The organism is Azospirillum agricola, from assembly GCF_017876095.1.
In the GTDB taxonomy this organism is placed as follows: domain Bacteria; phylum Pseudomonadota; class Alphaproteobacteria; order Azospirillales; family Azospirillaceae; genus Azospirillum; species Azospirillum agricola.
Genome location: NZ_JAGINM010000034.1, coordinates 1 through 19,062 on the forward strand (window position 1 = coordinate 1; position 19,062 = coordinate 19,062).

Consider the following 19,062-nt stretch of genomic DNA (forward strand, 5'->3'; position numbering starts at 1 on the left):
CCATCCTCCATCGTACCCTCCGCGTCCCGTAAGCCCGCACGCAATCTCGATCATGGAACCCGGTTCGGGAAGAAGGGGGCGCTCGTAACGCTTACGATAAACATTGCGTGCGCAGCAGGGAGCCGGCTGTGCCTGCATGCCTGATCCTCCGCGCAGAAATCCACACGCAAAACTCCACGCATCAACAGCATGGCCTTCTGGTTGCAGCCGAATTCGCGACCCGCTGGATTGTGATCATGCGGCACATCGTCTTTTCTGCTTGTTGGTGCATGAAGCCAATCCACTGGAGGAACTGGGTGGCGCGAAGACGTGGTTCCCAGGCTCGCGGACACCTCGCAAACGATGATTTCCAGGGCTTTCTCCCCGATGTTCAACCGTTTTGATCATGATTGCGGTTCAAGGCGAAGAAGAGGGGTGTCGAGCGAGCAAAAGGCCGATGAACCGCATTTCACTGCCGTCGTCGAGCGAATGGCATCCATCGAAGCCATCCGTCCAATGATAGACGGTGTCATGGGTGGCGCCAAAAACGGCTCGCCAGCGTTGTCGAGAGAAGCCCCAATGAGGCAAGAACATGCCGCTTTCGATGAGCGCCATATCCTGAACGAGGCACGCATCCTCCAAGACCTCTTCGCTACCCTCGCGGATCGGAAAGCGGTTCACGACCATATGGTGATGAGGCCGGCGGGCAAGCTGCGCAAAGGTTTCCACCGGTTCGGGCAGATACTGGAATACGCCCGACACGATGATGACATCGTGTTCCCTGTCTCCCAAGGCGTCGATCGATTCGTAAAAGCGCAGACCTTTCTGGGCGAATTGTGCGTTCCCGGCGCGGGCCATGGCAGGCGTTTCGACGACGTCCCATTCGAGTTCGACGCTGGGCCCCAGGATCGCATCCAGAATCGTATAGGCGGCTCCCAAGCCACCGCCGAAGTCGCAGACGCGCAACGGCTTTCCAGCCGAACCTCCACGCAGTGCGCCCGCCAGGAGAGCTGCCCCAAGTTGCTGGTGCAGAGGGTCAAGCATCCCTTCCCATTGGAGGTGTGCCTGTCGCGTTTCCACCAATCTGGAAACGATCCGGTCATCATCGTATCTTTGAGAGCGTGCCTCGGCTAGCGCAAGGCTGGCGTAAGGACCACTGAAAATCCCCATCACTTCCTCTTCCTAGTCACTTCGCGCCACATTGGTTTCCCATCGGAAGGCATCCCCAGGCCCTTCAGGAAAGACCAGTCTGTAAACACCGCGCCCGCGTTCGAACCTCCGGGTTGCTCATCGGCGACGACAAGCGGATGTGCTTGGACGGGACATCGAAACGCCCGCGACATTGTTGGCCAGAAAGGTAAATAAATGTCTTTTCGCCATTTTTCCCGTCCCTTCTCTGACGGCGACCTGTCGGGCGATGTGCCCCACCAATACTCTTCGGCCCAGAACACCGGCCGCGCCAAGCTCGAAAATTGAAACTGGAGCAACGGCATTTCCTTACGGGAGTCCGAACCCCACCGTTTCCGATTGTCGCCGCCACGATGCGGAAGCCAAGCCGAACATCATGCAAATCCAGACCGGCGTGCCGCTGTGGGAAAACGGTCAGGAAGCGTTGGCGCCATGCCGCGCGGCATTCCCCATCAATTCGCGGTATCCGGCCGCGGACAACAGAGGCCCCAGCGCCTCGCCATGCCGTCCGAGCAGCCGAAGCGATACCGCAATCAAAAGTTGCTCTTCGGCCAGAGCCTTCCGGATCAATTGGTCGGCTTCCGCAACCTCTCCCAGCCCGAGCAAGGCAAGAGCCCGCCCGAGACGACCCAGTGCCAGATTATTGAGATCCCCGGTTTGATCGGGAAGATCGTCGAGCGCTTCGCGGAAACGGCCTTGGGCAATCTTGAGGATGCCGGAGCCCAAACGCGGCAGCATGTAATCCGGAAGGTGCCTGGAACCCTCCTCAAAATCCACTGCCGCTTTTTCGAAGGAGTCCATGGCAAGATGGGTCAGGCCACGATAAACGGCGACCCACGCAAAACCGGGATCAAGCAGGCGCACGGCCTCGCAAGCTGCCATCGCTTCGCCGGGACGGCCTGCCAACAGAAGCGTATATGCGGTCATCAGGCCGGCCCAGAGCCGCATGGGATCGCTGCTGTCCCGAACCTGGCCGTAAAACTCGAGCGCAGCGTCCAGTTCGAGCCCAATTCGAAGGTAATGGCCGAGAAGGAAGCGGGCGGCCGTCCGCTCAGGCGCCGCAAGGATCGCGGCACGCGCCTCGCGCTCAGCCTCGTCATGACGCCCCTGCGTCATAAGGATCAGGCCACGCTGGTAGTGAAGATGGCCAAGGTCCTGCGCGTGCGGAGCCGCGAGATCGCACCATTGGAGAGCCTCGTCAAGGCGATCGCGATTCCGCAATTCCCCGGCAAGCTTGACGAAGCTGTCCGGCCTATGGGCTGCGGCCTGCGCGCCCACGGCAAGCGCCTCCCGCATGAGCGCGATCGCCTGGTCCACCTTTCCGGCATCGAAGGCATCGTCCGCGTCCTCGACCAGCGCCAGCGTATCGGCGGCGGGATCATGCGCACGGGCATGCTCAAGGACCGCGCGCGCGCGGTCCGGCTGGCCATCGTCGACCAGGAGGTGGGCGAGATTCCGCGCGGACGAGAAACGCCGGGGATCCGTTGCCACGGCCCGCTCAAACGCGGCCAGAGCGGGTGCACGCTCCCCCTGGGCGAGGAGGGCCACGCCCATCTGGTGATGATAATTGCCGAAGGTGTCCCTGCGGATGGCTTCGCGCCAACGCTGGACGATATCCTGGGAGATGCCGGCTTCCGGGCCGCTTTCAGCATCACCGGAGGGCATTGCCGTGCCTTTGGTCATCCAGATGTCCGTTTCCCACCCACAAAGGGCTGCCCTGCACGTTCGCCAGCATCATCCCACCCTTCCAGGAAGGATGTTGCGCGCATCATGCCAGCAGCCCGTCGGCGCGATCAAGCCATCCGTCGCAGGAGGCTATGGAGTCGTCGACGTGAACACCGGATGGGGAGGCGACCGTCCTGCATGGGCAAGCGGCGCGGCTGCACAGGCCATCGGCATCCCGGTGCGGATCAGGATCTGCGGCCGCAAGGGGGGCTTCATCGCAATCGGGCCTCCGGGGCTGCCGAGCGTTCTTCGCTTGCCTTGGCCGAAACCCAAAGCTGATGAATGTCTTCGAGTGGGCCGGCGAAAGCCTCGTCGCTTTCATGCCAAGCGCCTCATTTCCATCCTGGTCAGCCGACTGCACGGCCAGGAAAAATACAGAAAGATAATCACTGCATTCAGTCATCCGGCCTGATGAAAAGCCTCATTTTCTGCCTTACAATGGGAATAAATATAGGGATATGCATTATAAATGGTAATGGTTCCTTCGAGGTTGGGGAACAAACGATTTATACGCTTGACAGAATCGGACACATATTGATTGGCAACAACAATAACAGCGTCAGCGATTTCCTCATTCCTTAGAGTTTCCGGCCGACGCACCGGAAGCCCCCAGGCCTCCCCCTCGTGATGGGAGTCGAGAAAACCGGCGACTGTGATCCGTTCCCACTTGATCAGCTCCAACTGTAGGAGCCGGCCGCCGCGCGACGCGCCGTAGATGAGGATGGGCCGACTTGGCGGCAAGCGGGCAAAATCATCAGGCCCCAGGAGCCGAGGCAAAGCGGCGACGGACTGCGAATTCAGATCGGAAACCCCTGTCCAGGGAATGCTTGATGCCTTTGGCGCAGACACAGCCGTCGGGATGGAGCGCGGTTTCAGAGATGCAAAATGCTTCAGCCGCTCTAGTTCTTCCGGCGGCAAGGCACTCTGACCACGCGCCCGGATTGTGGCCCTGTCGCTGCGGGCGATGCCGCGCTCGGTGGTCAACCGCTGGGCCAGCAGCCAAGCCGCGGCGGGGCCAAGTTGGGGATCCTGTCGCAGCAGCGGATTCAGTTGCTCCCGTCGGACCAGCAAACCGGCAGGATGGGCGGGTGTCTCTTCGGCCAAGCGCCAAGGCCGCATGACGCAGGCATCGGTGTGGGTGGAAGGCTTCACCTCATCCGGTTCCAAGACATCACCACGAATGACCGTCGCGTCCGGCCACATCGTGGCGGCCGCATGGAGGGACGCCAGATGCTCGGGAAATGGAAGGGCGCCTTCGGGAAGCCAAGCCACCCATCCTTGACGGGCCGCAAGGGCTCCTGCCCACAGGCTGCTGCCTTCTGGACATCCGGCGGGCTGTTCGATGACTCGTCTGGGAATCCCACCGGCGGCGGTCGGGGTGCCGGCCAAGGTTTCAGCACCGGGGCCGGCAACGATCACTTCGGCCGGCAACACCATCTGGGCTTCCAGGGCGACCAGACGCTCCTGCGCCGACGCGACGCCACCGGTCCCGATCGGCACCACCACCGAGATCGGGAGGGGCTCTGGCGAGCAGCGGTCCGAAATTCGGCCTGCTCTCGGCCCCACGCAGCCTTGCAACTCGCCCAGCAAGTCCGGCAAAGGGGCGAACAACCGCTCCAAGCTAAGGTTTTTCAGGAAGATCGCCTGGGCTTCCCGCGCCATTTCGCGGCCGGCGGCGAGGCACGCACGTGCCCAGTTCCCATGAGCGAGGATCTGCTCGGCCACCAGTTCCTCACCCAGTTCCATATCCACATAGAGCACGGTGTCGCCAAAATTCTCGACGATGAAGGGATGCCGATCCGCGACGATCAAAGCCCCCGCAGCGCACAGCTCAAAGACGCGCATATTGGGGATGCCGATCTCGAAATGGGCTGGCAAATGCAGGCACAAGCCCATCCCGCAGGCGTGAGCGGTTTCGATGACGGAACGGCCATCGAAAGGAAGGCTTCTGATGAAAGCGTCCGCCAAATGCTTCCAGCGATCCTCTTGGCCATGCAGGGCCAGCATGCGATGGCGCGCCAATGTTTGCAGCAAAGCGGGGAAGCGTCGGCCGTCCCAATTGGAACCGATGTAAAAGAACCGGCTGCCGCTGTTCAGTGCGGGCTCAAGCGCCCAGCCCTGTGAACTGGGAAAGATGGGCGAGGTCACAAATCGGCGGCCGGTTCCCCAAAGGCTGTCGCGCAGTTGACGTTCGAGAGCTGGCGCTGCGGTCAGGAAAGCGTCATGGGACAATCCGTTCCGCAAGGACACCGGATCGTCCCCGAAGATTACTGGCGGATTCCAGTGACAGCCCAGGCTGGGTATGGCCGTCATTTTCGGCACCGCCTGGGGATGCAGGCAAAGGGCGGCGTCCGGGGCAAAGGCCTCCAGCGCCTCTACGCTGTTGACGATGCGATGCTCCCATCCCATGCCCTCCAGCGCGATCGACATGCGAAGAGCCAACTCGCGCTCGGCCCAAGGCGCCTCCGGCGGAAACGGGTTGTGAAGGGCAAGGCGCAGACCGCTTCCCATGACAGTCACCCCGGAGCGTCAAAGCTGTTGCAGGCGAATTCCGGGCTGTGCATCGGAACGAAAAACAGGTCGAACTGCCACAAGGCTTCGTCATGGCTCCGCCACATCGGCTCCGACAAATCAATGGGTCGGAATCCCCGCTCGGCCATCCAGGCACAGATCTCGTGAAACAGCAGGGCCTGCTGGTTGACATGGAACACGTAGACCTCGATCACCAGCAGGCTGGTTTGCGGCAGAAGCGCCTCCGCCCCGGTCAGGATCGGCACTTCGAAACCATGGGTGTCGAGCTTGATGAGGTAAGGAGGCTTCAGCCCAAGCCGCTCGACCTCCGAAGCGAGGGTAACCTGCCGAATCTTTCCACCCCTGCTCGTCGGAGTGTGGGACAAACCTCCGCCATACGGGGCCTCGGGATCGTTGTGGAACCAAGCCTCGCCATCATGCTCACCGGCAGCCGCCAGCACATGGCTGAAGTTGTCCCGCTCGGCGCAGACCCGTTCAAGCGCACCACGCCAATGCTCGAAGGCCTCGACCAAGTGATAGCGGGCATCCGGCCAGACCGGCAGAGCCGCCACCGACCAGAGACCTTCCGCAGCACCGACATCCAGGACGGAGGCCACCGGCAGACCGCGCCGGGCCAAGCGGAACAGGGCACTGGTCGTACGCAGCCGACCTTCATCCAGATACCAGCGCAGACGGTTCAGGGCGGCATGAGCATCCGGATCGATGGCAACCGCACGACACAAAGCCTGAATGCTCTCGCTCTTGCGTCCAAGCCGGTCCAGGGTGCGCCCACGGTCAACATGGGCAGGGGAAAGCAAAGGGTTGAGGTCCAAAGCGCGGTCCAGAAAGCTCAACGCTTCGGTCGGACGCTCCAAGGCAAGAGCCAGTCGCCCGAGGTCGTAAAGCGCATCCGCGGACAGTGGCTCATCGGAAACGGACAACGCATCATATAAGGTCTGTGCGGCTGCCGGAGCACCGACTTTCGCCTGGGCCAAGGCATCTTCCACCAAACTTGCGATGTCCACGAATATCTCCTGGTTCTCTTGCGAAAACATGAGGTTGATCATATCATTCGCCGATTCCCTGGAAAATCCCTTTCAACCCTCCAACCTCGGATAAACCGAGAGGCGGAGGGTCATTTATTTCCAAGAGAATTTCGTGTGATCGGCAAATATTGCTTTCAACAAGCTGAGTTGGACAATGTAGCCGGTTCTTCCACCACATCAGCCCAATCGAGACATGGAGCCAACGGGCAATCCGGCGCGTCTCACACCGCCAGCACCGGGTACCCCTCGGGCAGATCCACCACCCGCGGCTCCGGGATCGGCCCGATGTCGGCAACCATGGCACCCCAGGACCACCCCACCCCGAAGCCGGCCATCAGCGTCCTGCGGCGGCCAGTCGACATGCTGGCGCCCAGGCCGCTGCAAATCGCCAGCGGGATGGAGGCGGAGCTGGTGTTGCCGAAGCCCTGCATGTCGATCACGAACCTCTCGGCCGGCGCCTTCACGCGCTTGCGCAGGTGCTCCAGCATGAAGGCGTTGGCCTGGTGCAGCACGAACCAGTCGATGCCGTCGACGTCGGTGCCGGCGTGCTCCATCGTCTCGCGCAGCAGCGGCGGGACGGCGCGCAGCGTGAAGGCAAAGACCTCCGCCCCGTTCAGGGTCAGACGGGAGTCGCGCTCCAGTCGTGCCTCGGCCTCCAGGTCGCGGGGGACGGCGGCCGAAGCGACCGGCGGGATCAGCGAATGGCGCTTGCCGCCGGCCTTCACGAAGATGTGGGGGGCGCCGGCGCCGTCGGTGCCGATCACCACCGGCATCGGCGGGGCTTCCGGATCGACCTCCAGCGCGGTCGCCGATCCGGCGTCGCCGAACAGCGGCAGGGTAGCGCGGTCCTCCGGGTGCAGATGGCGCGTCGCGTTGTCGCCGCACAGCACCAGCGCGCGCTTGGCGGTCGAACCGCTCAGCAGCCGCGACGCGATCCACAGCCCATAGACATAGCCCGAGCAACCCAGCGGCACGTCGAAAGCCGCCGCGCTGGTCGGCAGACCAAGCCGCTTCTGCATGATGCAGGCGGTCGCCGGCAGCACATAGTCGGCGTCCTGCGAGACGAAGACCAGCACTTCCACCGTGCCTGGATCCCAGTCGAGCTGCTCCATCAGCCCTTCCGCCGCCGCGACACAGAGATCGGACGCGCAGTAAGGCGGGAGCAGGACGCGGCGCTCGTGGACGCCGATGGTGGCGGCCAGCTTCCTCACCTCCTCCGGCGTGAAGATGCCGGGATCCTCCACGAAGGAATGGCGCTGCGGCGGCACCACGGCGCGCAGGCCCGCGATCCGGACACCGTCGACGATCGCTTTCATGATATCATGTCCTTGCGTGTTGGAACGTCCTGGGACGCTTAGCCGGAACCGGAGGTCAGCCTACGACAAAATGCCCTAACGACCGGCAAATATCGAACCCTCTATACCGTGATGGAAAGACGGGCTGTGTTAAGGTCGCCCATCCTCCACGAGACCGGATTCTGCCGCCCATGACTGCCGTTTACAACCCGATGGACCTGTCCGGCCGTCAGATTCTGGTGACCGGGGCTTCGGCTGGAATCGGCCGGGCGACGGCGGTGATGCTGTCGCAGCTGGGGGCGCGGGTCCTGCTGAACGGCCGCGACGCTGGCCGGCTGGAGGAAACCGCCGGATTGCTGGCGGGCGAGGGCCACGCAACCGCCCCCTTCGATCTTTCGGATCTGGAAGCGGTGCCCGGCTGGATGAAGGCCCAGGCCGCCGCCCACGGTCCGCTGGACGGCATCGCGCATTGCGCCGGCATCCAGACCCTGCGGCCGATCCGCATCTTCTCCGCCGCTTTCTTCGACGAGGTGATGCGGGCCAATCTGGGCAGCGCGCTCGCGCTCGCGCGCGGGCTGCGGCAGAAGGGTTGCCACGCGGAGCGGGCGGCGATCGCGCTGATCTCCTCCACCGCCGCCACGGCGGCTTCGCCCGGCAACGTCGTCTACGCCGCCAGCAAAGGCGGCATCATCGCCGCCACCAAGGGGCTGGCGGTGGAGCTGCTGGGCGACGGCATCCGCGTCAACTGCGTCGTCCCCTCCATCGTCGAGACCGAACTGATCGAGCGCGGCAAGCAGAAGCTGACAGCCGAGCAGTACGAGCATCTGCGCACGCTCCAGCCGCTGGGCTTCGGCCATCCCGACGACATCGCCCACATGATCGCCTATCTGCTCGCCGACACCAGCCGCTGGATGACGGGGTCCATCGTCACCGTGGACGGCGGGCGCACCGCCTGACCTCCCTCGCCTGACTCTTCAGAACCGGATTTCCCATGACCGAGGCCGTACCCGACGACACCCGCTGGTTCTATCTGTGCACCGAGGACGACCTCGCGGTGCCCAACGCCTTCGTCACCACCCGCGTCGGCGCCGTGCCGCTGGTGGCGCAGAATCTGAAGGGGCGGGTGGTCGCCTTCCGCAACGTCTGCACCCACCGCTTCGCCATCATACACGACGCGGCGTCGGGCTGCGGCCCGCTGCGCTGCCCCTATCACGGCTGGACCTTCGACGCCGAGGGCGTGCCGGTGGGGCTGCCCTTCAACCCGACCGACTTCCAGCTGGACGCGGAGGGCCGCCGCCGGCTGGCGCTGAACCCGGCCTCTCTGGCGCGCTGCGGCCGGCTGGTCTTCGTCCGCGTGGCGACCGAGGGGCCGGCGCTGAAGGAGCAGTTGGGGAACGATCTCTTCACCCGGTTGGCGGACCTGTCGGAGACCTTTTCCCGGTCCGGCGAACCGATGGAACCCGGCGAAGACTGGGAAGGGTTCGAGACCGCCAACCTGCGCGTCGCCCTGCGTGCCGGCCACGCCTTGCATCTGGAGGCGCTGCCCCCGCCCGGTGCCGGCGACCGCTTCGCCCGGACCGCCACCTTCTTGCCCGTCCACGCCGACACGGAGCGGCCCGCATGACCGCGCTTTTCCCCGAAGCGGGCGGCTTCCTGCCGCACCATCATTTCTGGACCGAGGAGGGCCTCGCCCTGGAGCGCGAACGCGTCTTCGGCCGCTGCTGGCTCTACATGGGCGTGTTCGACGCCACCGGCGCGCCGGCCGAACTGACCGCCGACATGGCCGGGTTGCGCTTCACCGTCCGGCGCGACGCCGCCGGCCTGTCGGGAATCTGCCGCGACGGCGACCGTGTCCGCCCGCTGGAGGTCGATTGCTGCGGCGCCCTGGTCTTCGCCCGCGTGGCCCGAGAAAGCGCGGAGGACGGCCTCACCCTGGCCGAGCATCTGCACCCCTACGCCGAGCGGCTCGCCGCCATGTCGGTCAACTGCGTCAACCCCGAGCTACCGGTCGGCATCCCCTTCCAGGCCAACTGGAAAGCGCTGGTCGAGAACACGATGGACGATTTCCACGGTTCCACCGTCCATCCCGAGACGATCCACCCCGCCGTCCATCCGGACTGGCAGACCCACCTGACAACCGAACGCTTCGGCGCCAACAGCGATTCATGCTGGCGGTTGGCCGACGGCACCGCCGGCTGGTGGGCGAAGCTGGACGCCAAGCTGCGCCTCGCCAAATTCGCCGATGAAGCGGTCTATCGCCACATCTTCATCTTCCCGAACTTCTATCTGGCGAGCTTCTACGGCGCGACGGTCATCCCGCACCGGGTCGATCCGGTGGCGCCCGACGCGGCGGTGCTGCGGTGGCAGTTGTTCCTGCCGACGACCCGGCTGGAGACACCGCGCGAGCGGGCCTTCCACCGTTCGACCGCCGCCTATCTCCTGACCTCGGCTAGCGGCGTGATCGAGGAAGACCGCCCGGTCTGCGAGGCAGTGCAGCAGGGGCGGGCGGCCATCCTCGGCAACGGCGTGTACGGCCGGCGCGAGCGGCGCATCCTGGATTTCCATGTGGCGATGCTGGCGCAGTTGGCCGGGACCGCCGCGACGGGTTCCCGCCCATGAGCGGCCTCGGCTTCATCGTGCCCACCGAGGAGCACGCCCGGATCCTCCTCGATTGGCGCACCCGGCCCGACATCGCCGACCAGATGCTGTCCGAAGTGCCCCACGACGTGGAGCGGCAGAAGGCGTGGCTGCGCCGCTGCGCCGAGCGCGACGACTATGTCCACCGCATCCTCTGCGTCGATGGGGTGCCGGCGGGCCATGTCTCGATCACCGTGACCGAACCGGCCTGGGGAATCGCCACGCTGGGCGTGCTGATGGGCGAGCGGGCCGGGCGGATGGGGGCGGCGCCGCTGAACTTCGCCTACATGCTCAACCACGTCTTCTACACGATGGGCCTGCGCAAGGTGGTCAACCACATCCTGGGCACCAACAACCCGCGCCTGTTGAAGGGCCAGCCGCTGATCGGCTACCGCCCGGTCGGGGTGCTGGCCCGGCAGGTGGTGAGGGACGGCCGGGAGATCGACCTGCACATCTTCGAGATGCTGGCCGAGGATTGGCGCGCCACGCGCGGGCGGTTCCGGATCCGCGAAGACATGGACGGCCGGGTCTGGGAGTGACCCGCCCGCCGGATCGGGCGATTCAGGCCCACTCCATCGCGTCCCGCCAGACCGCGTGGAAATGCTGGATGCGCTCCTCGCCAAGCCCGAGCATGGCCGGGAAGCCAACCTGTTGCACCCCCCGGAAGGCCTGCTCGGTCTCTTCCTGGTCTTCGCGCAGCAGGGCGACGTTCAGGTCGCGGGCGGTGTCCTCGATCATCCGGCGCGCCGCCGTGCCGCCGCCCTCCAGCCCGGCGGGATCGGCCAGGAACAGCCGCAGGCGCAGCGCGCAGCGGGCGGGGTCTAGCGGGTCGTAGGTCTGCACGCTCATCACCGCGCCGCGGGTAAAACCGACCTCCAGGTTGGGGAAGATGTGAAGGTGGTCGTACTCGCGCAGGGTTCCGCTCGGGCGGAAGCCCAGCCTCTGCGAGACCCCGTCCCACCAGCGGGCGCTCTTGTCCGAGACGGAGGTGACGCCGCGCGAGTGCGGCCCGGCTTCGCGCGCGTCGCCGCCGTAGTCGCAGCGCCAGTCGCCCTTGACCAGCTTGCGGAAGGTGGTCGGGTGGACCATGTCGGCGTGGTAGACCTCCAGCACGCTCTCCACGCCCATCTTCCAGTTGGCCTCCCACATCGTCTCCCGCTCGTCGAAGGAGCGGATGAAGATTTCCGAGGCGTGGCGCAGAACCTCGGCGTAGACGCCCAGCCACTCCTCCAGCGACGGGCCGTCCGCCGCCACCCGCAGGAAGACGAAGCGCCCGCAGATCTCCACCGCCACCGGAGTCAGCGCCCGCGCGCAGCGGGCCGCCTTGTCCAGGCCGAACTGCGCCTCGTTGCCGGGGATGCCGTAGGGCACGCCGTCGCGGTCGTAGGTCCAGCCATGGTAGCCGCAGCGCAGCATCCCATTGCCGCGCGCTTCCCGCTTCAGGATGGCGAAGCGGTGGGTGCAGACGTTGCGGAAGGCCCGCAACTCCCCTTCGAAATTCTGCACCACCACGTCCAGCCCGCCGATCCGCCGGGTCAGATAGTCGTTGTGGCGGACGAGGTCGTCGGTAAAGCCGGCGAACACCCAGCAGCGGCGGAAGAGGCGCTCCTCCTCCGTCCGGAAGATCTCCGGATCGTGGTAGGCGGCCGGAGGAAGTCCGGGGGCGGCCTTGGCCGGTGCGAAGCCCGGCGCGCGGGGGAACATGTGCATGGCGGGCAGGGTAGCGGCGGCGCGGCGGGCGGTCCAGGGCGCAGCGCCCGTCCCGGATGCGACCGCATGCCGCCCTTCAGCCCGGTCTGAACAGGCTCGCCTCGATGCCGCGCACGCCCAGCGAGTCGGCTACGTAATAGGCGATCATTGCCCGGCCGTCTGGCAGCATGCCGGTCCAGGGGTATCCCAGGTCGGGCGCCGGACCGTCGTCACGGACCAGAATCTCCGGCGCGTCGTCGATGGCCTGGGTCAGCGGATCGTAGATTCGCGCGCGGATGCCGTAGGGCTCGTGCCGGTAGCCCCGGCAGACCAGCAGCCGGCCGTCCGGCAGCGGGCAGGCGTCGTAGGGGTGTCCCGGCAGGTCGTGGCGCCGCCACGGCTCCCAGCTGCGCCCCAGGTCGGTGGAGCGCGAGGTCGCCAGGGAATCGCCCAGCCCGGTGGTGCGGTGGAAGGCGGTCAGCCCGCCCCCGGCGTCGAGATGCAGCGCCGTCTCGCAGAACCCCGCCTTGCCCTCCGGATCGAAGGCGATGACGGAGCGGTACTCCCAGCTCTCCCCCCTGTCGGTCGAGGCGAAGAGGTGGCTGGCGTAGGTTCCCGTCGCCGGGTGATGGGTGTAGCCGGTCAGCAGGAGCGTGCCGTCGGGAGCCTCCACCGCCCGGCCGCGCACCGCGCCGCCGCGGAAGGGCCGCTGTCCGGGCACGAGGTCGGGGTGGCCGGGCAGGGCGGGCAGGAAGCGGTGCGGCGACCAGTTCCGCCCACCGTCGTCGCTGAGCCGGGTGTAGCCACCCCAGAAGAGGTAGAGGTCGCCGGTCTTCAGCGGGCTGCCCACCAGCCCCAGCCCGAGGTCGCGCAGCGCCTGCCCGTCCTCCGCCGGCACGGGGTACCAGCAAAAGCCGGCAAGCAGGATGCGACCGTCTCGCAAGACCAGCAGGCTGGCGTCCTGGTCGGCCGCCTGGGGGTCGGGCGGCAGGCCCCAGGGGTCGCCTTGCGGACGCCCATCGGGACCCAGCTCCAGCAGCACGGTCTGCGAGCGGGCGTCGAGATGGTCAATGTGGTTGAAACCATCCTCGCTGCGCCGGTAAGCCTCCCCGCGCAACCAGCGGTGGTCGCGGGCGCGCCGGAAGGCGACCAGCACCGTCCCGTCGCCCCGCACCGCCACCGAGGGGAAGGAGGCGTAGAAATGCGGGTCGCGGTAGAGGACCCGATGCTCGATGTCCGGCGCGGAGGCCATGGCCAACCCTTTCCCAATCATTGCCACAGCCTTGCAAACCGGAGCGGGCCTTGCCAAGCGCCCTCTCCGTCCGGGGGCTTGTGCCGGGCGGGCCGCTCCGGTTAGGTCTCGGGCGCCTTGGAACCAAGCCGAAGGACCGCGCATGACGCGACACCGCCCCTGGACCGTGCTCGACAGCCGCGACCTGGTCGACGCCGACCCGTTCCTGAAGCTGCGGGTCGAGACGGTGGAACTGCCCGACGGCCGGCGGATCGACGACTACTACCAGCTCGACATGCCGTCCTTCGCCTGCGTCTTCGCCGAAACCGAGGACGGCCGGATCGTTGTCTACCGGCAGTACCGGCACGGAACGCGCCGCGTCGGGCTGGTCTTCCCCGGCGGCCACCTGTCGCCCGGCGAGGAGCCGCTGGAGGCCGCCAAGCGGGAGCTGCTGGAGGAGACCGGGATGGAGGCCGCCGCCTGGACCGGTCTCGGCGGCTACATGGTGAACGCCAACCAGGGCGGCGCGGTGTCGCACATGTTCCGCGCCACCGGCTGCCGCCGCGTCGCCGAGCCGCTGTCCGACGACCTGGAGAACACCGAGATCCTGCTGATGACCCGCGACGAGCTGCTCGCCGGGATCGGCCGCGGCGAGATGCATCTGCTGACCCAGATCGCGCTGGTCAGCATGGTCTGGCAGGCGGAGATCGCCCGCGCCGTCGCCAAGCCCCCCACCGCCCCCACCACCGAACCGGGAGAACCCGCATGACCCGCACCGCCACCCCCCTCCTGTTGGTCCTCCTCCTCGCGGCCGGCGCCGCCGCCGAGCCGATGAAAGGCACCTACGAACTGCGCTGCCAGGACCCGGCGACGCGCCAGTGGACCGTCGCCGGCCGCCTCGCCGATCCGGAAATCCGGGACAAGCCGACCGGCGGGCGCGAGGTTCTGGGCAAGGGACCCGACGGCAAGCCGCTGGTCCTGCCGATGCCGAACGACCGCACCTGCATGCTGAGCCAAACCTGATCTTGAACCATCACGCCCACAAATCCGAAAGGGGTAGCCCTTCCAAGAAATACTTTCACCCCAGACTTTTATGAAAGTGGTAATCACCAATGGACCTAGGACCAAAAGGCGATGTTAACGCCTCGTTAACTGGCCGGATGGCTCAATGATTTCATCGAGACCGCACCGGTCTTCACTTGAAATGCAGGGATGATGACCATGACGAAGACCACTTTCTCCTCCGAGATCTTCAGCGCCGCCACCCTGCACCTGGACATCCTCGACCAGTTCGTTGGCATCGTGCAGGGCAAGCTGGCCGCGACTGACAACGCCTTCGCCCGCGACAGCCTGACCGACCTGCTGGCCAACCTCACCGACCAGCGCGACAGCTACATGGCCTTCGCCGTCCCGATGGCAACCGCCGCCTGATCCGTCCCGCCTCCGCTCCTTCGGTCAACGCCCGCCACGCACAGGAAGCCCGAGATCATGAAGACCGCCATCGCCTCCGAGATCGTCAGCGCCGCCGCCCTGCACCTGGACGTGCTCGACGGGTTCATCGCCGTCGTGCAGGGCAAGCTGGCCGCGACGAGCGACGCCTTCCTGCGCGACAGCCTGACCGACCTGCTGGCCAGCCTGACCGAGCAGCGCGAGACCTACCTCGCCTTCGCCCCGCTGATGAGCGCCGCCGCCTGATCGCCCCGGCCGGCCACCGATAAGCCGCGCCGTCTGGAAGATTCGTGTTGAGTTTGCGCGCCCGGGCGGGAAATCTCCCGCCACGCCGTCTCCACTGAATCGACCGTAACCTCCATCATGACCCACCCCCGCCGGATTTCCGTCATCGGTCTCGGCTATGTCGGCCTCCCGGTCGCCGTCGCCTTCGGCCGCGCCGGAGCCTCCGTGGTCGCCTTCGACATCGACGCCGGCCGCATCGCCGAGCTGCGCGAAGGCCGCGACCGCACCGGGGAAGTCGAACCCGACAAGCTCGCCGAAGCCAAGCTGACCTTCACCGCCGACCCGGCGGATCTGGCCGCGGCCGATTTCCACATCGTCGCCGTGCCGACCCCGATCGACGACGCCAAGCTGCCGGATCTGGGCCCCCTGCTGTCGGCGACCCGCAGCGTCGGGCGCCAGTTGAAGCGCGGCGACATCGTGGTCTACGAATCCACCGTCTACCCCGGCGCCACCGAGCGCGAATGCGTGCCCCTCCTGGAGCGTGAATCCGGCCTGCGGTTCGGCGCCGATTTCGGCGTCGGTTTCTCGCCCGAGCGCATCAACCCCGGCGACCGCGAGCACCGCTTCGAGACCATCGTGAAGGTGGTCTCCGGCTCCGACGCGGCGACGCTGGACACGGTCGCGGCGGTCTACGGCAGCGTCGTGACGGCGGGCGTCCACCGCGCGCCCTCCATCGCCGTGGCCGAGGCCGCCAAGGTGCTGGAGAACACCCAGCGTGACCTGAACATCGCGCTGATGAACGAGCTGTCGGTCATCCTGCACAAGCTGGGCGTCGATACCCAGGACGTGCTGGCCGCCGCCGGGACGAAGTGGAACTTTCTGCGCTTCTTCCCCGGCTTGGTCGGCGGGCACTGCATCGGCGTCGATCCCTATTACCTGACCCACCGCGCCCAGCAGGTCGGCCACCACCCGGAGGTCATCCTGTCCGGGCGCCGCATCAACGATTCGATGGGCTCCCACATCGCGCGGGAGACGGTGAAGATCCTGCTGTCCCAAGGGCAAGGCGGGCGCGACCTGCGGGTGACCGTGCTCGGCCTGACCTTCAAGGAGAACGTGCCCGACATCCGCAACACCCGCGTCATCGACGTGGTGCGCGAGCTGGAGGGCTTCGGCATCGCGGTGGCGGTCCACGATCCCCACGCCGACGCCGAGGCCTGCCGTCACGAATACGGGCTTGAGCTGACCCCGGCCGAGGATCTGGCCCCCGCCGACGCGGTGATCCTGGCGGTCGCCCACGACACGTTCCGGCGCGGCGGCTGGCCGCTGATCACCACGCTGCTGAAGGGCGGGCGTGGGCTGACGGTGGACGTGCGCGCCTGCCTGGACCGCGCGGCGACGCCGGACGGCGTCCGGCTCTGGCGGCTGTAAGGGCCGCCGCCACAGACGATCGGGCCGCTCAGAAGGCCTTCAGCTTCTTCCAGGCGAAGATCACCATGCGGGCCAGCAGCCAGCCATGGGTGAAGCGCGAGATCTGCGTTTCCCCATAGCTGCGATCGGCGTAGCGCACCGGGACCTCGACGATCTTCAGGTTCAGCTTGGCGGCGCCGAAGATCAGGTCGAAGTCGCCGAACGGGTCGAAATCGCCGAAGTAGTGGCGGTTCGCCACGATCTCCTCGTAGTCCTTGCGCCACAGCACCTTGGTGCCGCACAGCGTGTCGGTGAAGCGCTGGTTCAGCAGGTAGGAGAAGATGCGCGCGAAGGCCCGGTTGGCCAGGAAGTTCAGGAAGCGCATCGCTTCGGCCGCCATCGGGTAGACCAGCCGGGTGCCGTTCACGAACTCGCCCCGGCCGGAGACCATGGCCTGGTAGAACTTCCCCATCGTTTCCGGCGGCACCGTCAGGTCGGCGTCGAGGATGATCAGAATGTCGCCACGCGCCGCCGCGAATCCGGCCCGCACCGCGTCGCCCTTGCCCTTGCCGGGCTGGCGCATGACCTTGATGTCCCAGTCGGGATGGGCATCGCGGACCCGTTCGCACTCCTCGAAGGTGCCGTCCTGGCTGTGGCCCTCGCAGTAGATCACCTCGATGTCGGGGGCGAAGCGGGACAGCCGGCGGATGGCGTTCTCGATGTTGCCGCGCTCGTTGCGGCAGGGGATCAGGATGGTGACCGAGGGCGGCTTGCCCTCCACGGTCACGGCGCCGTCCGGTTGCGGGCGGGCGACCACATAGCTGCGCAGGCAGAGCCGGCGGATGCCCGGCAGCGGCGCGAGGTAGCGGTTGACCAGCGTCCCCAGCCCCAGCACGCGCTTGGGCACCAGCTGGCGCCATTCGCGGCGCACCGGCTCCCAGCCGGCCAGATCCAGCAGGTTGACGATGTCGGTGGTGGACAACCAGTTCTGCTGGCCCTGCGGCAGGCGCAACCCCAGCTTTTCCGCCGCCCACAGGATCGGCTCCCAGGCGCGCGAATGGTAGCTGACGACGATCCGCGTCTTAGGCGTGGCGAAGCGGCGCAGCAGGCGCAGCGTGTCCTCGATGTCGTCGAGGAAACCGATGGTGCCCGACAGCACGATGTGGCTGAACGGCCCCTCGATGGCGTCGAGAGCCGCCGGATCCTCGGCGTTGCCGGCGTGGAACTCCAGATGAGGGTGGCGGGCCCTCGCCCCGGCCACCGTCGCCGGACTGAGGTCGATGCCGACCCCACGCGCCGGCTTCAGCGCCGCCAGCGTGTCGCCCAGCCCGCAGCCGATCTCCAGCACCGTGGCGCCTTCGGGCACCAGGAAGCGCAGATAGGCGCAATCGGCGTCGTGGAAGTCGCGGTTGTGGCCGGCCCGGCGGTCGCGCTCCGTCGCCACACGGTCGAACAGGGCGCGGATGCGCTCCTGCCGGAAGGACAGGGGGCGGGGAGCGGGACGGGCGCCCGCCTCCGCGGCGGTCCGATCGAGCATGGGCAGGGTCGGGTCGGTCATCGGGAGGAATCCGGCAGGGAAGAGGTTTCGCTCCGCAGCAGCAGCCAGAAGACTCCGCCGGGAAGCGTCAGGACGGCGATCGACAGCCCGATCATCACCGAGACGAGAAGCGCCGCGCCGGCGTCGAAGCCGAGCAGCACGAAGCCGGCGACCATCGCCCCCTCGCGCACGCCCCAGCCGCCGAAGGAGACGGGCAGGGCCGACGCGACGATGGCGGCCGGCACGATGGCCAGCCCGTCGAGCCAGCCGAGCGGCAGGCCGAGCGCGTGGGCGAACAGGATGGTCGTGGCGATGGTGGCGAGATGGACACCGACGGCGTGGCCCAGCGCCACCCAAGCGGCCGGGCGCAGGGCCATGGCGCGCAGCTCCGCCACCGCACCCCAAAGCGATCGCACCACCTTACCGTCGCGCAGGCGCGCCGGCAGGGGCAGGCGCTCGCGCGGCAGGCGGGCGGCCCCCAGCAGCGCCGCGACGCCGGCGCCCAGCACCAGGGAGGCGCCCAGCACGCTCCAGGCGATGGCGGGCGGCGCCACGGCGACCAGATGCGGCAGCCCGGCCAGCCCGATCAGCACGACGCCCAGCAGCGCCAGCAGCCGGTCGACCAGCAGGGTCAGCGTCACCGCTCCCGCCGGATGGCCGAGTCGCCAGGTGAACCAGCCACGCAGCAGGTCGGCACCGACCGATCCGGGTAGGATCTGGCCGACGAAGCCGCTCGCCATCTGGATCCGGAAGGACATCCATCGGCTCATGGTGAAGCCGGCCGCCCGGCCCACGGCCCGCCACCGCAGGGCGGCCAGCGGCAGGGTGAAGGCCTTAACCGCGAAGCCAGCGGTCAGCAGCCAGGGATCGGCGGCGGACAGCCGCGCGGCGATGGCCGCCCCATCGGCCCCGGCGGCCAGCAGCCCGAGGATCGCGACCGTCACCGCCAACTTGACCAGGGTCGGCCAACGCCGTGCGGGGGCCTTGTCCGGCGCCGCGTCCGGGCGGATGAAGGGGGGGCCGAGGGGAGGATCGAGAAGGGCCTGGGGCATCATCCCTGCGCAAAGCATGAGCGCCGCGTGAACGCGGCGCCGAACGTGCCGTTGTAGCCGCTCGGGCCCCTCCTGTCATCCCTGGCTCTTG

Annotated in this window: 19 protein-coding genes; 10 read left to right on the plus strand and 9 right to left on the minus strand. The window is 67.0% G+C overall.

Annotated elements, in window-relative coordinates; translation table 11 throughout:
- Window positions 1-396 precede the first annotated feature (396 nt).
- Window positions 397-1,149, minus strand: coding sequence for a methyltransferase, TIGR04325 family (locus J2847_RS30975; RefSeq protein ID WP_209782580.1), 753 nt, complete (start codon window positions 1,147-1,149; stop codon window positions 397-399).
- 432 nt (window positions 1,150-1,581) lie between these two features.
- A complete protein-coding gene (locus J2847_RS30980) occupies window positions 1,582-2,850 on the minus strand; it encodes a tetratricopeptide repeat protein (protein ID WP_209782581.1) in 1,269 nt (422 codons plus the stop codon).
- Window positions 2,851-2,998: 148 nt separating this feature from the next.
- Here J2847_RS30980 and J2847_RS30985 point away from each other — a divergent pair, with 148 nt between their 5' ends.
- On the plus strand, window positions 2,999-3,304 hold the full coding sequence (locus tag J2847_RS30985) for a hypothetical protein (protein WP_209782582.1): 306 nt from the start codon (window positions 2,999-3,001) through the stop codon (window positions 3,302-3,304).
- Here the strand turns inward: J2847_RS30985 and J2847_RS30990 are convergent.
- From J2847_RS30990 to J2847_RS31000, 3 genes are all read right to left on the minus strand, one after another.
- On the minus strand, window positions 3,292-5,403 hold the full coding sequence (locus J2847_RS30990; RefSeq protein ID WP_209782583.1) for a glycosyltransferase family protein: 2,112 nt from the start codon (window positions 5,401-5,403) through the stop codon (window positions 3,292-3,294). The genes J2847_RS30985 and J2847_RS30990 overlap by 13 nt on opposite strands.
- Window positions 5,404-5,408: 5 nt before the next feature.
- A complete protein-coding gene (locus J2847_RS30995; RefSeq protein ID WP_209782584.1) occupies window positions 5,409-6,470 on the minus strand; it encodes an FkbM family methyltransferase in 1,062 nt (353 codons plus the stop codon).
- A 200-nt stretch (window positions 6,471-6,670) separates the two neighbouring features.
- On the minus strand, window positions 6,671-7,765 hold the full coding sequence (locus J2847_RS31000; protein WP_209782585.1) for a 3-oxoacyl-ACP synthase III family protein: 1,095 nt from the start codon (window positions 7,763-7,765) through the stop codon (window positions 6,671-6,673).
- A 170-nt stretch (window positions 7,766-7,935) separates the two neighbouring features.
- Between J2847_RS31000 and J2847_RS31005 the strand changes: the two genes are divergently transcribed.
- From J2847_RS31005 to J2847_RS31020, 4 genes are read left to right on the plus strand one after another with little or no spacing between them, the layout of a single operon-like run.
- A complete protein-coding gene (locus J2847_RS31005) occupies window positions 7,936-8,700 on the plus strand; it encodes an SDR family NAD(P)-dependent oxidoreductase (protein WP_209782586.1) in 765 nt (254 codons plus the stop codon).
- A gap of 35 nt (window positions 8,701-8,735) precedes the next feature.
- On the plus strand, window positions 8,736-9,368 hold the full coding sequence (locus tag J2847_RS31010) for a Rieske 2Fe-2S domain-containing protein (RefSeq protein WP_209782587.1): 633 nt from the start codon (window positions 8,736-8,738) through the stop codon (window positions 9,366-9,368).
- The gene (locus tag J2847_RS31015) at window positions 9,365-10,363 is read left to right on the plus strand and encodes an RHO alpha subunit C-terminal catalytic domain-containing protein (RefSeq protein ID WP_209782588.1); all 999 of its coding nucleotides are present in this window, start codon (window positions 9,365-9,367) and stop codon (window positions 10,361-10,363) included. Before J2847_RS31010 ends, J2847_RS31015 begins: the two co-directional genes overlap by 4 nt.
- Window positions 10,360-10,920 carry a GNAT family N-acetyltransferase gene (locus tag J2847_RS31020; RefSeq protein WP_209782589.1) on the plus strand — a complete coding sequence of 187 codons (561 nt, stop codon included), beginning with the start codon at window positions 10,360-10,362 and terminating at the stop codon, window positions 10,918-10,920. Before J2847_RS31015 ends, J2847_RS31020 begins: the two co-directional genes overlap by 4 nt.
- Window positions 10,921-10,942: 22 nt before the next feature.
- Here the strand turns inward: J2847_RS31020 and J2847_RS31025 are convergent, their stop codons facing one another.
- Together J2847_RS31025 and J2847_RS31030 are read right to left on the minus strand one after the other, a co-directional pair.
- Window positions 10,943-12,091, minus strand: a complete 1,149-nt coding sequence (locus J2847_RS31025; protein ID WP_233474899.1) for an aromatic ring-hydroxylating oxygenase subunit alpha — start codon at window positions 12,089-12,091, stop codon at window positions 10,943-10,945.
- 76 nt (window positions 12,092-12,167) lie between these two features.
- Window positions 12,168-13,322, minus strand: coding sequence for an exo-alpha-sialidase (locus tag J2847_RS31030; protein WP_209782590.1), 1,155 nt, complete (start codon window positions 13,320-13,322; stop codon window positions 12,168-12,170).
- A 142-nt stretch (window positions 13,323-13,464) separates the two neighbouring features.
- Between J2847_RS31030 and J2847_RS31035 the strand changes: the two genes are divergently transcribed.
- The 5 genes from J2847_RS31035 to J2847_RS31055 all read left to right on the plus strand — a co-directional run bounded on the left by J2847_RS31035 (window position 13,465) and on the right by J2847_RS31055 (window position 16,403).
- Window positions 13,465-14,070 carry an NUDIX hydrolase gene (locus tag J2847_RS31035; RefSeq protein WP_209782591.1) on the plus strand — a complete coding sequence of 202 codons (606 nt, stop codon included), beginning with the start codon at window positions 13,465-13,467 and terminating at the stop codon, window positions 14,068-14,070.
- Window positions 14,067-14,324 carry a hypothetical protein gene (locus J2847_RS31040; protein WP_209782592.1) on the plus strand — a complete coding sequence of 86 codons (258 nt, stop codon included), beginning with the start codon at window positions 14,067-14,069 and terminating at the stop codon, window positions 14,322-14,324. The genes J2847_RS31035 and J2847_RS31040 overlap by 4 nt, the downstream gene beginning before the upstream one ends.
- Window positions 14,325-14,522: 198 nt before the next feature.
- Entirely contained in the window at window positions 14,523-14,732 is a 210-nt protein-coding gene (locus J2847_RS31045; protein WP_209782593.1) for a hypothetical protein, read from the plus strand.
- A 57-nt stretch (window positions 14,733-14,789) separates the two neighbouring features.
- The gene (locus tag J2847_RS31050; protein WP_209782594.1) at window positions 14,790-14,996 is read left to right on the plus strand and encodes a hypothetical protein; all 207 of its coding nucleotides are present in this window, start codon (window positions 14,790-14,792) and stop codon (window positions 14,994-14,996) included.
- 117 nt (window positions 14,997-15,113) lie between these two features.
- Window positions 15,114-16,403, plus strand: coding sequence for a nucleotide sugar dehydrogenase (locus J2847_RS31055; RefSeq protein ID WP_209782595.1), 1,290 nt, complete (start codon window positions 15,114-15,116; stop codon window positions 16,401-16,403).
- A 28-nt stretch (window positions 16,404-16,431) separates the two neighbouring features.
- On the opposite strand, the gene J2847_RS31060 is transcribed toward J2847_RS31055, so the two are convergent.
- Window positions 16,432-17,940 carry a glycosyltransferase gene (locus J2847_RS31060; RefSeq protein WP_209782596.1) on the minus strand — a complete coding sequence of 503 codons (1,509 nt, stop codon included), beginning with the start codon at window positions 17,938-17,940 and terminating at the stop codon, window positions 16,432-16,434.
- Window positions 17,937-18,974, minus strand: a complete 1,038-nt coding sequence (locus tag J2847_RS31065; protein WP_233474900.1) for a lysylphosphatidylglycerol synthase transmembrane domain-containing protein — start codon at window positions 18,972-18,974, stop codon at window positions 17,937-17,939. The genes J2847_RS31060 and J2847_RS31065 overlap by 4 nt, the downstream gene beginning before the upstream one ends.
- Window positions 18,975-19,062 lie beyond the last annotated feature (88 nt).

Bases quoted from the DNA above. Each gene is read 5' to 3' on its own strand.
- J2847_RS31030 (WP_209782590.1), bottom strand. From the start codon at position 13,322: ATGGCCTCCGCGCCGGACATCGAGCATCGGGTCCTCTACCGCGACCCG.
- J2847_RS31060 (WP_209782596.1), bottom strand. From the start codon at position 17,940: ATGACCGACCCGACCCTGCCCATGCTCGATCGGACCGCCGCGGAGGCG.
- J2847_RS31050 (WP_209782594.1), top strand. From the start codon at position 14,790: ATGAAGACCGCCATCGCCTCCGAGATCGTCAGCGCCGCCGCCCTGCAC.
- J2847_RS30975 (WP_209782580.1), bottom strand. From the start codon at position 1,149: ATGGGGATTTTCAGTGGTCCTTACGCCAGCCTTGCGCTAGCCGAGGCA.
- J2847_RS31045 (WP_209782593.1), top strand. From the start codon at position 14,523: ATGACGAAGACCACTTTCTCCTCCGAGATCTTCAGCGCCGCCACCCTG.
- J2847_RS31005 (WP_209782586.1), top strand. From the start codon at position 7,936: ATGACTGCCGTTTACAACCCGATGGACCTGTCCGGCCGTCAGATTCTG.
- J2847_RS31065 (WP_233474900.1), bottom strand. From the start codon at position 18,974: ATGATGCCCCAGGCCCTTCTCGATCCTCCCCTCGGCCCCCCCTTCATC.
- J2847_RS31055 (WP_209782595.1), top strand. From the start codon at position 15,114: ATGACCCACCCCCGCCGGATTTCCGTCATCGGTCTCGGCTATGTCGGC.
- J2847_RS31035 (WP_209782591.1), top strand. From the start codon at position 13,465: ATGACGCGACACCGCCCCTGGACCGTGCTCGACAGCCGCGACCTGGTC.
- J2847_RS31025 (WP_233474899.1), bottom strand. From the start codon at position 12,091: ATGCACATGTTCCCCCGCGCGCCGGGCTTCGCACCGGCCAAGGCCGCC.
- J2847_RS31040 (WP_209782592.1), top strand. From the start codon at position 14,067: ATGACCCGCACCGCCACCCCCCTCCTGTTGGTCCTCCTCCTCGCGGCC.
- J2847_RS31015 (WP_209782588.1), top strand. From the start codon at position 9,365: ATGACCGCGCTTTTCCCCGAAGCGGGCGGCTTCCTGCCGCACCATCAT.
- J2847_RS30990 (WP_209782583.1), bottom strand. From the start codon at position 5,403: ATGGGAAGCGGTCTGCGCCTTGCCCTTCACAACCCGTTTCCGCCGGAG.
- J2847_RS31010 (WP_209782587.1), top strand. From the start codon at position 8,736: ATGACCGAGGCCGTACCCGACGACACCCGCTGGTTCTATCTGTGCACC.
- J2847_RS30995 (WP_209782584.1), bottom strand. From the start codon at position 6,470: ATGATCAACCTCATGTTTTCGCAAGAGAACCAGGAGATATTCGTGGAC.
- J2847_RS31000 (WP_209782585.1), bottom strand. From the start codon at position 7,765: ATGAAAGCGATCGTCGACGGTGTCCGGATCGCGGGCCTGCGCGCCGTG.
- J2847_RS30980 (WP_209782581.1), bottom strand. From the start codon at position 2,850: ATGACCAAAGGCACGGCAATGCCCTCCGGTGATGCTGAAAGCGGCCCG.
- J2847_RS31020 (WP_209782589.1), top strand. From the start codon at position 10,360: ATGAGCGGCCTCGGCTTCATCGTGCCCACCGAGGAGCACGCCCGGATC.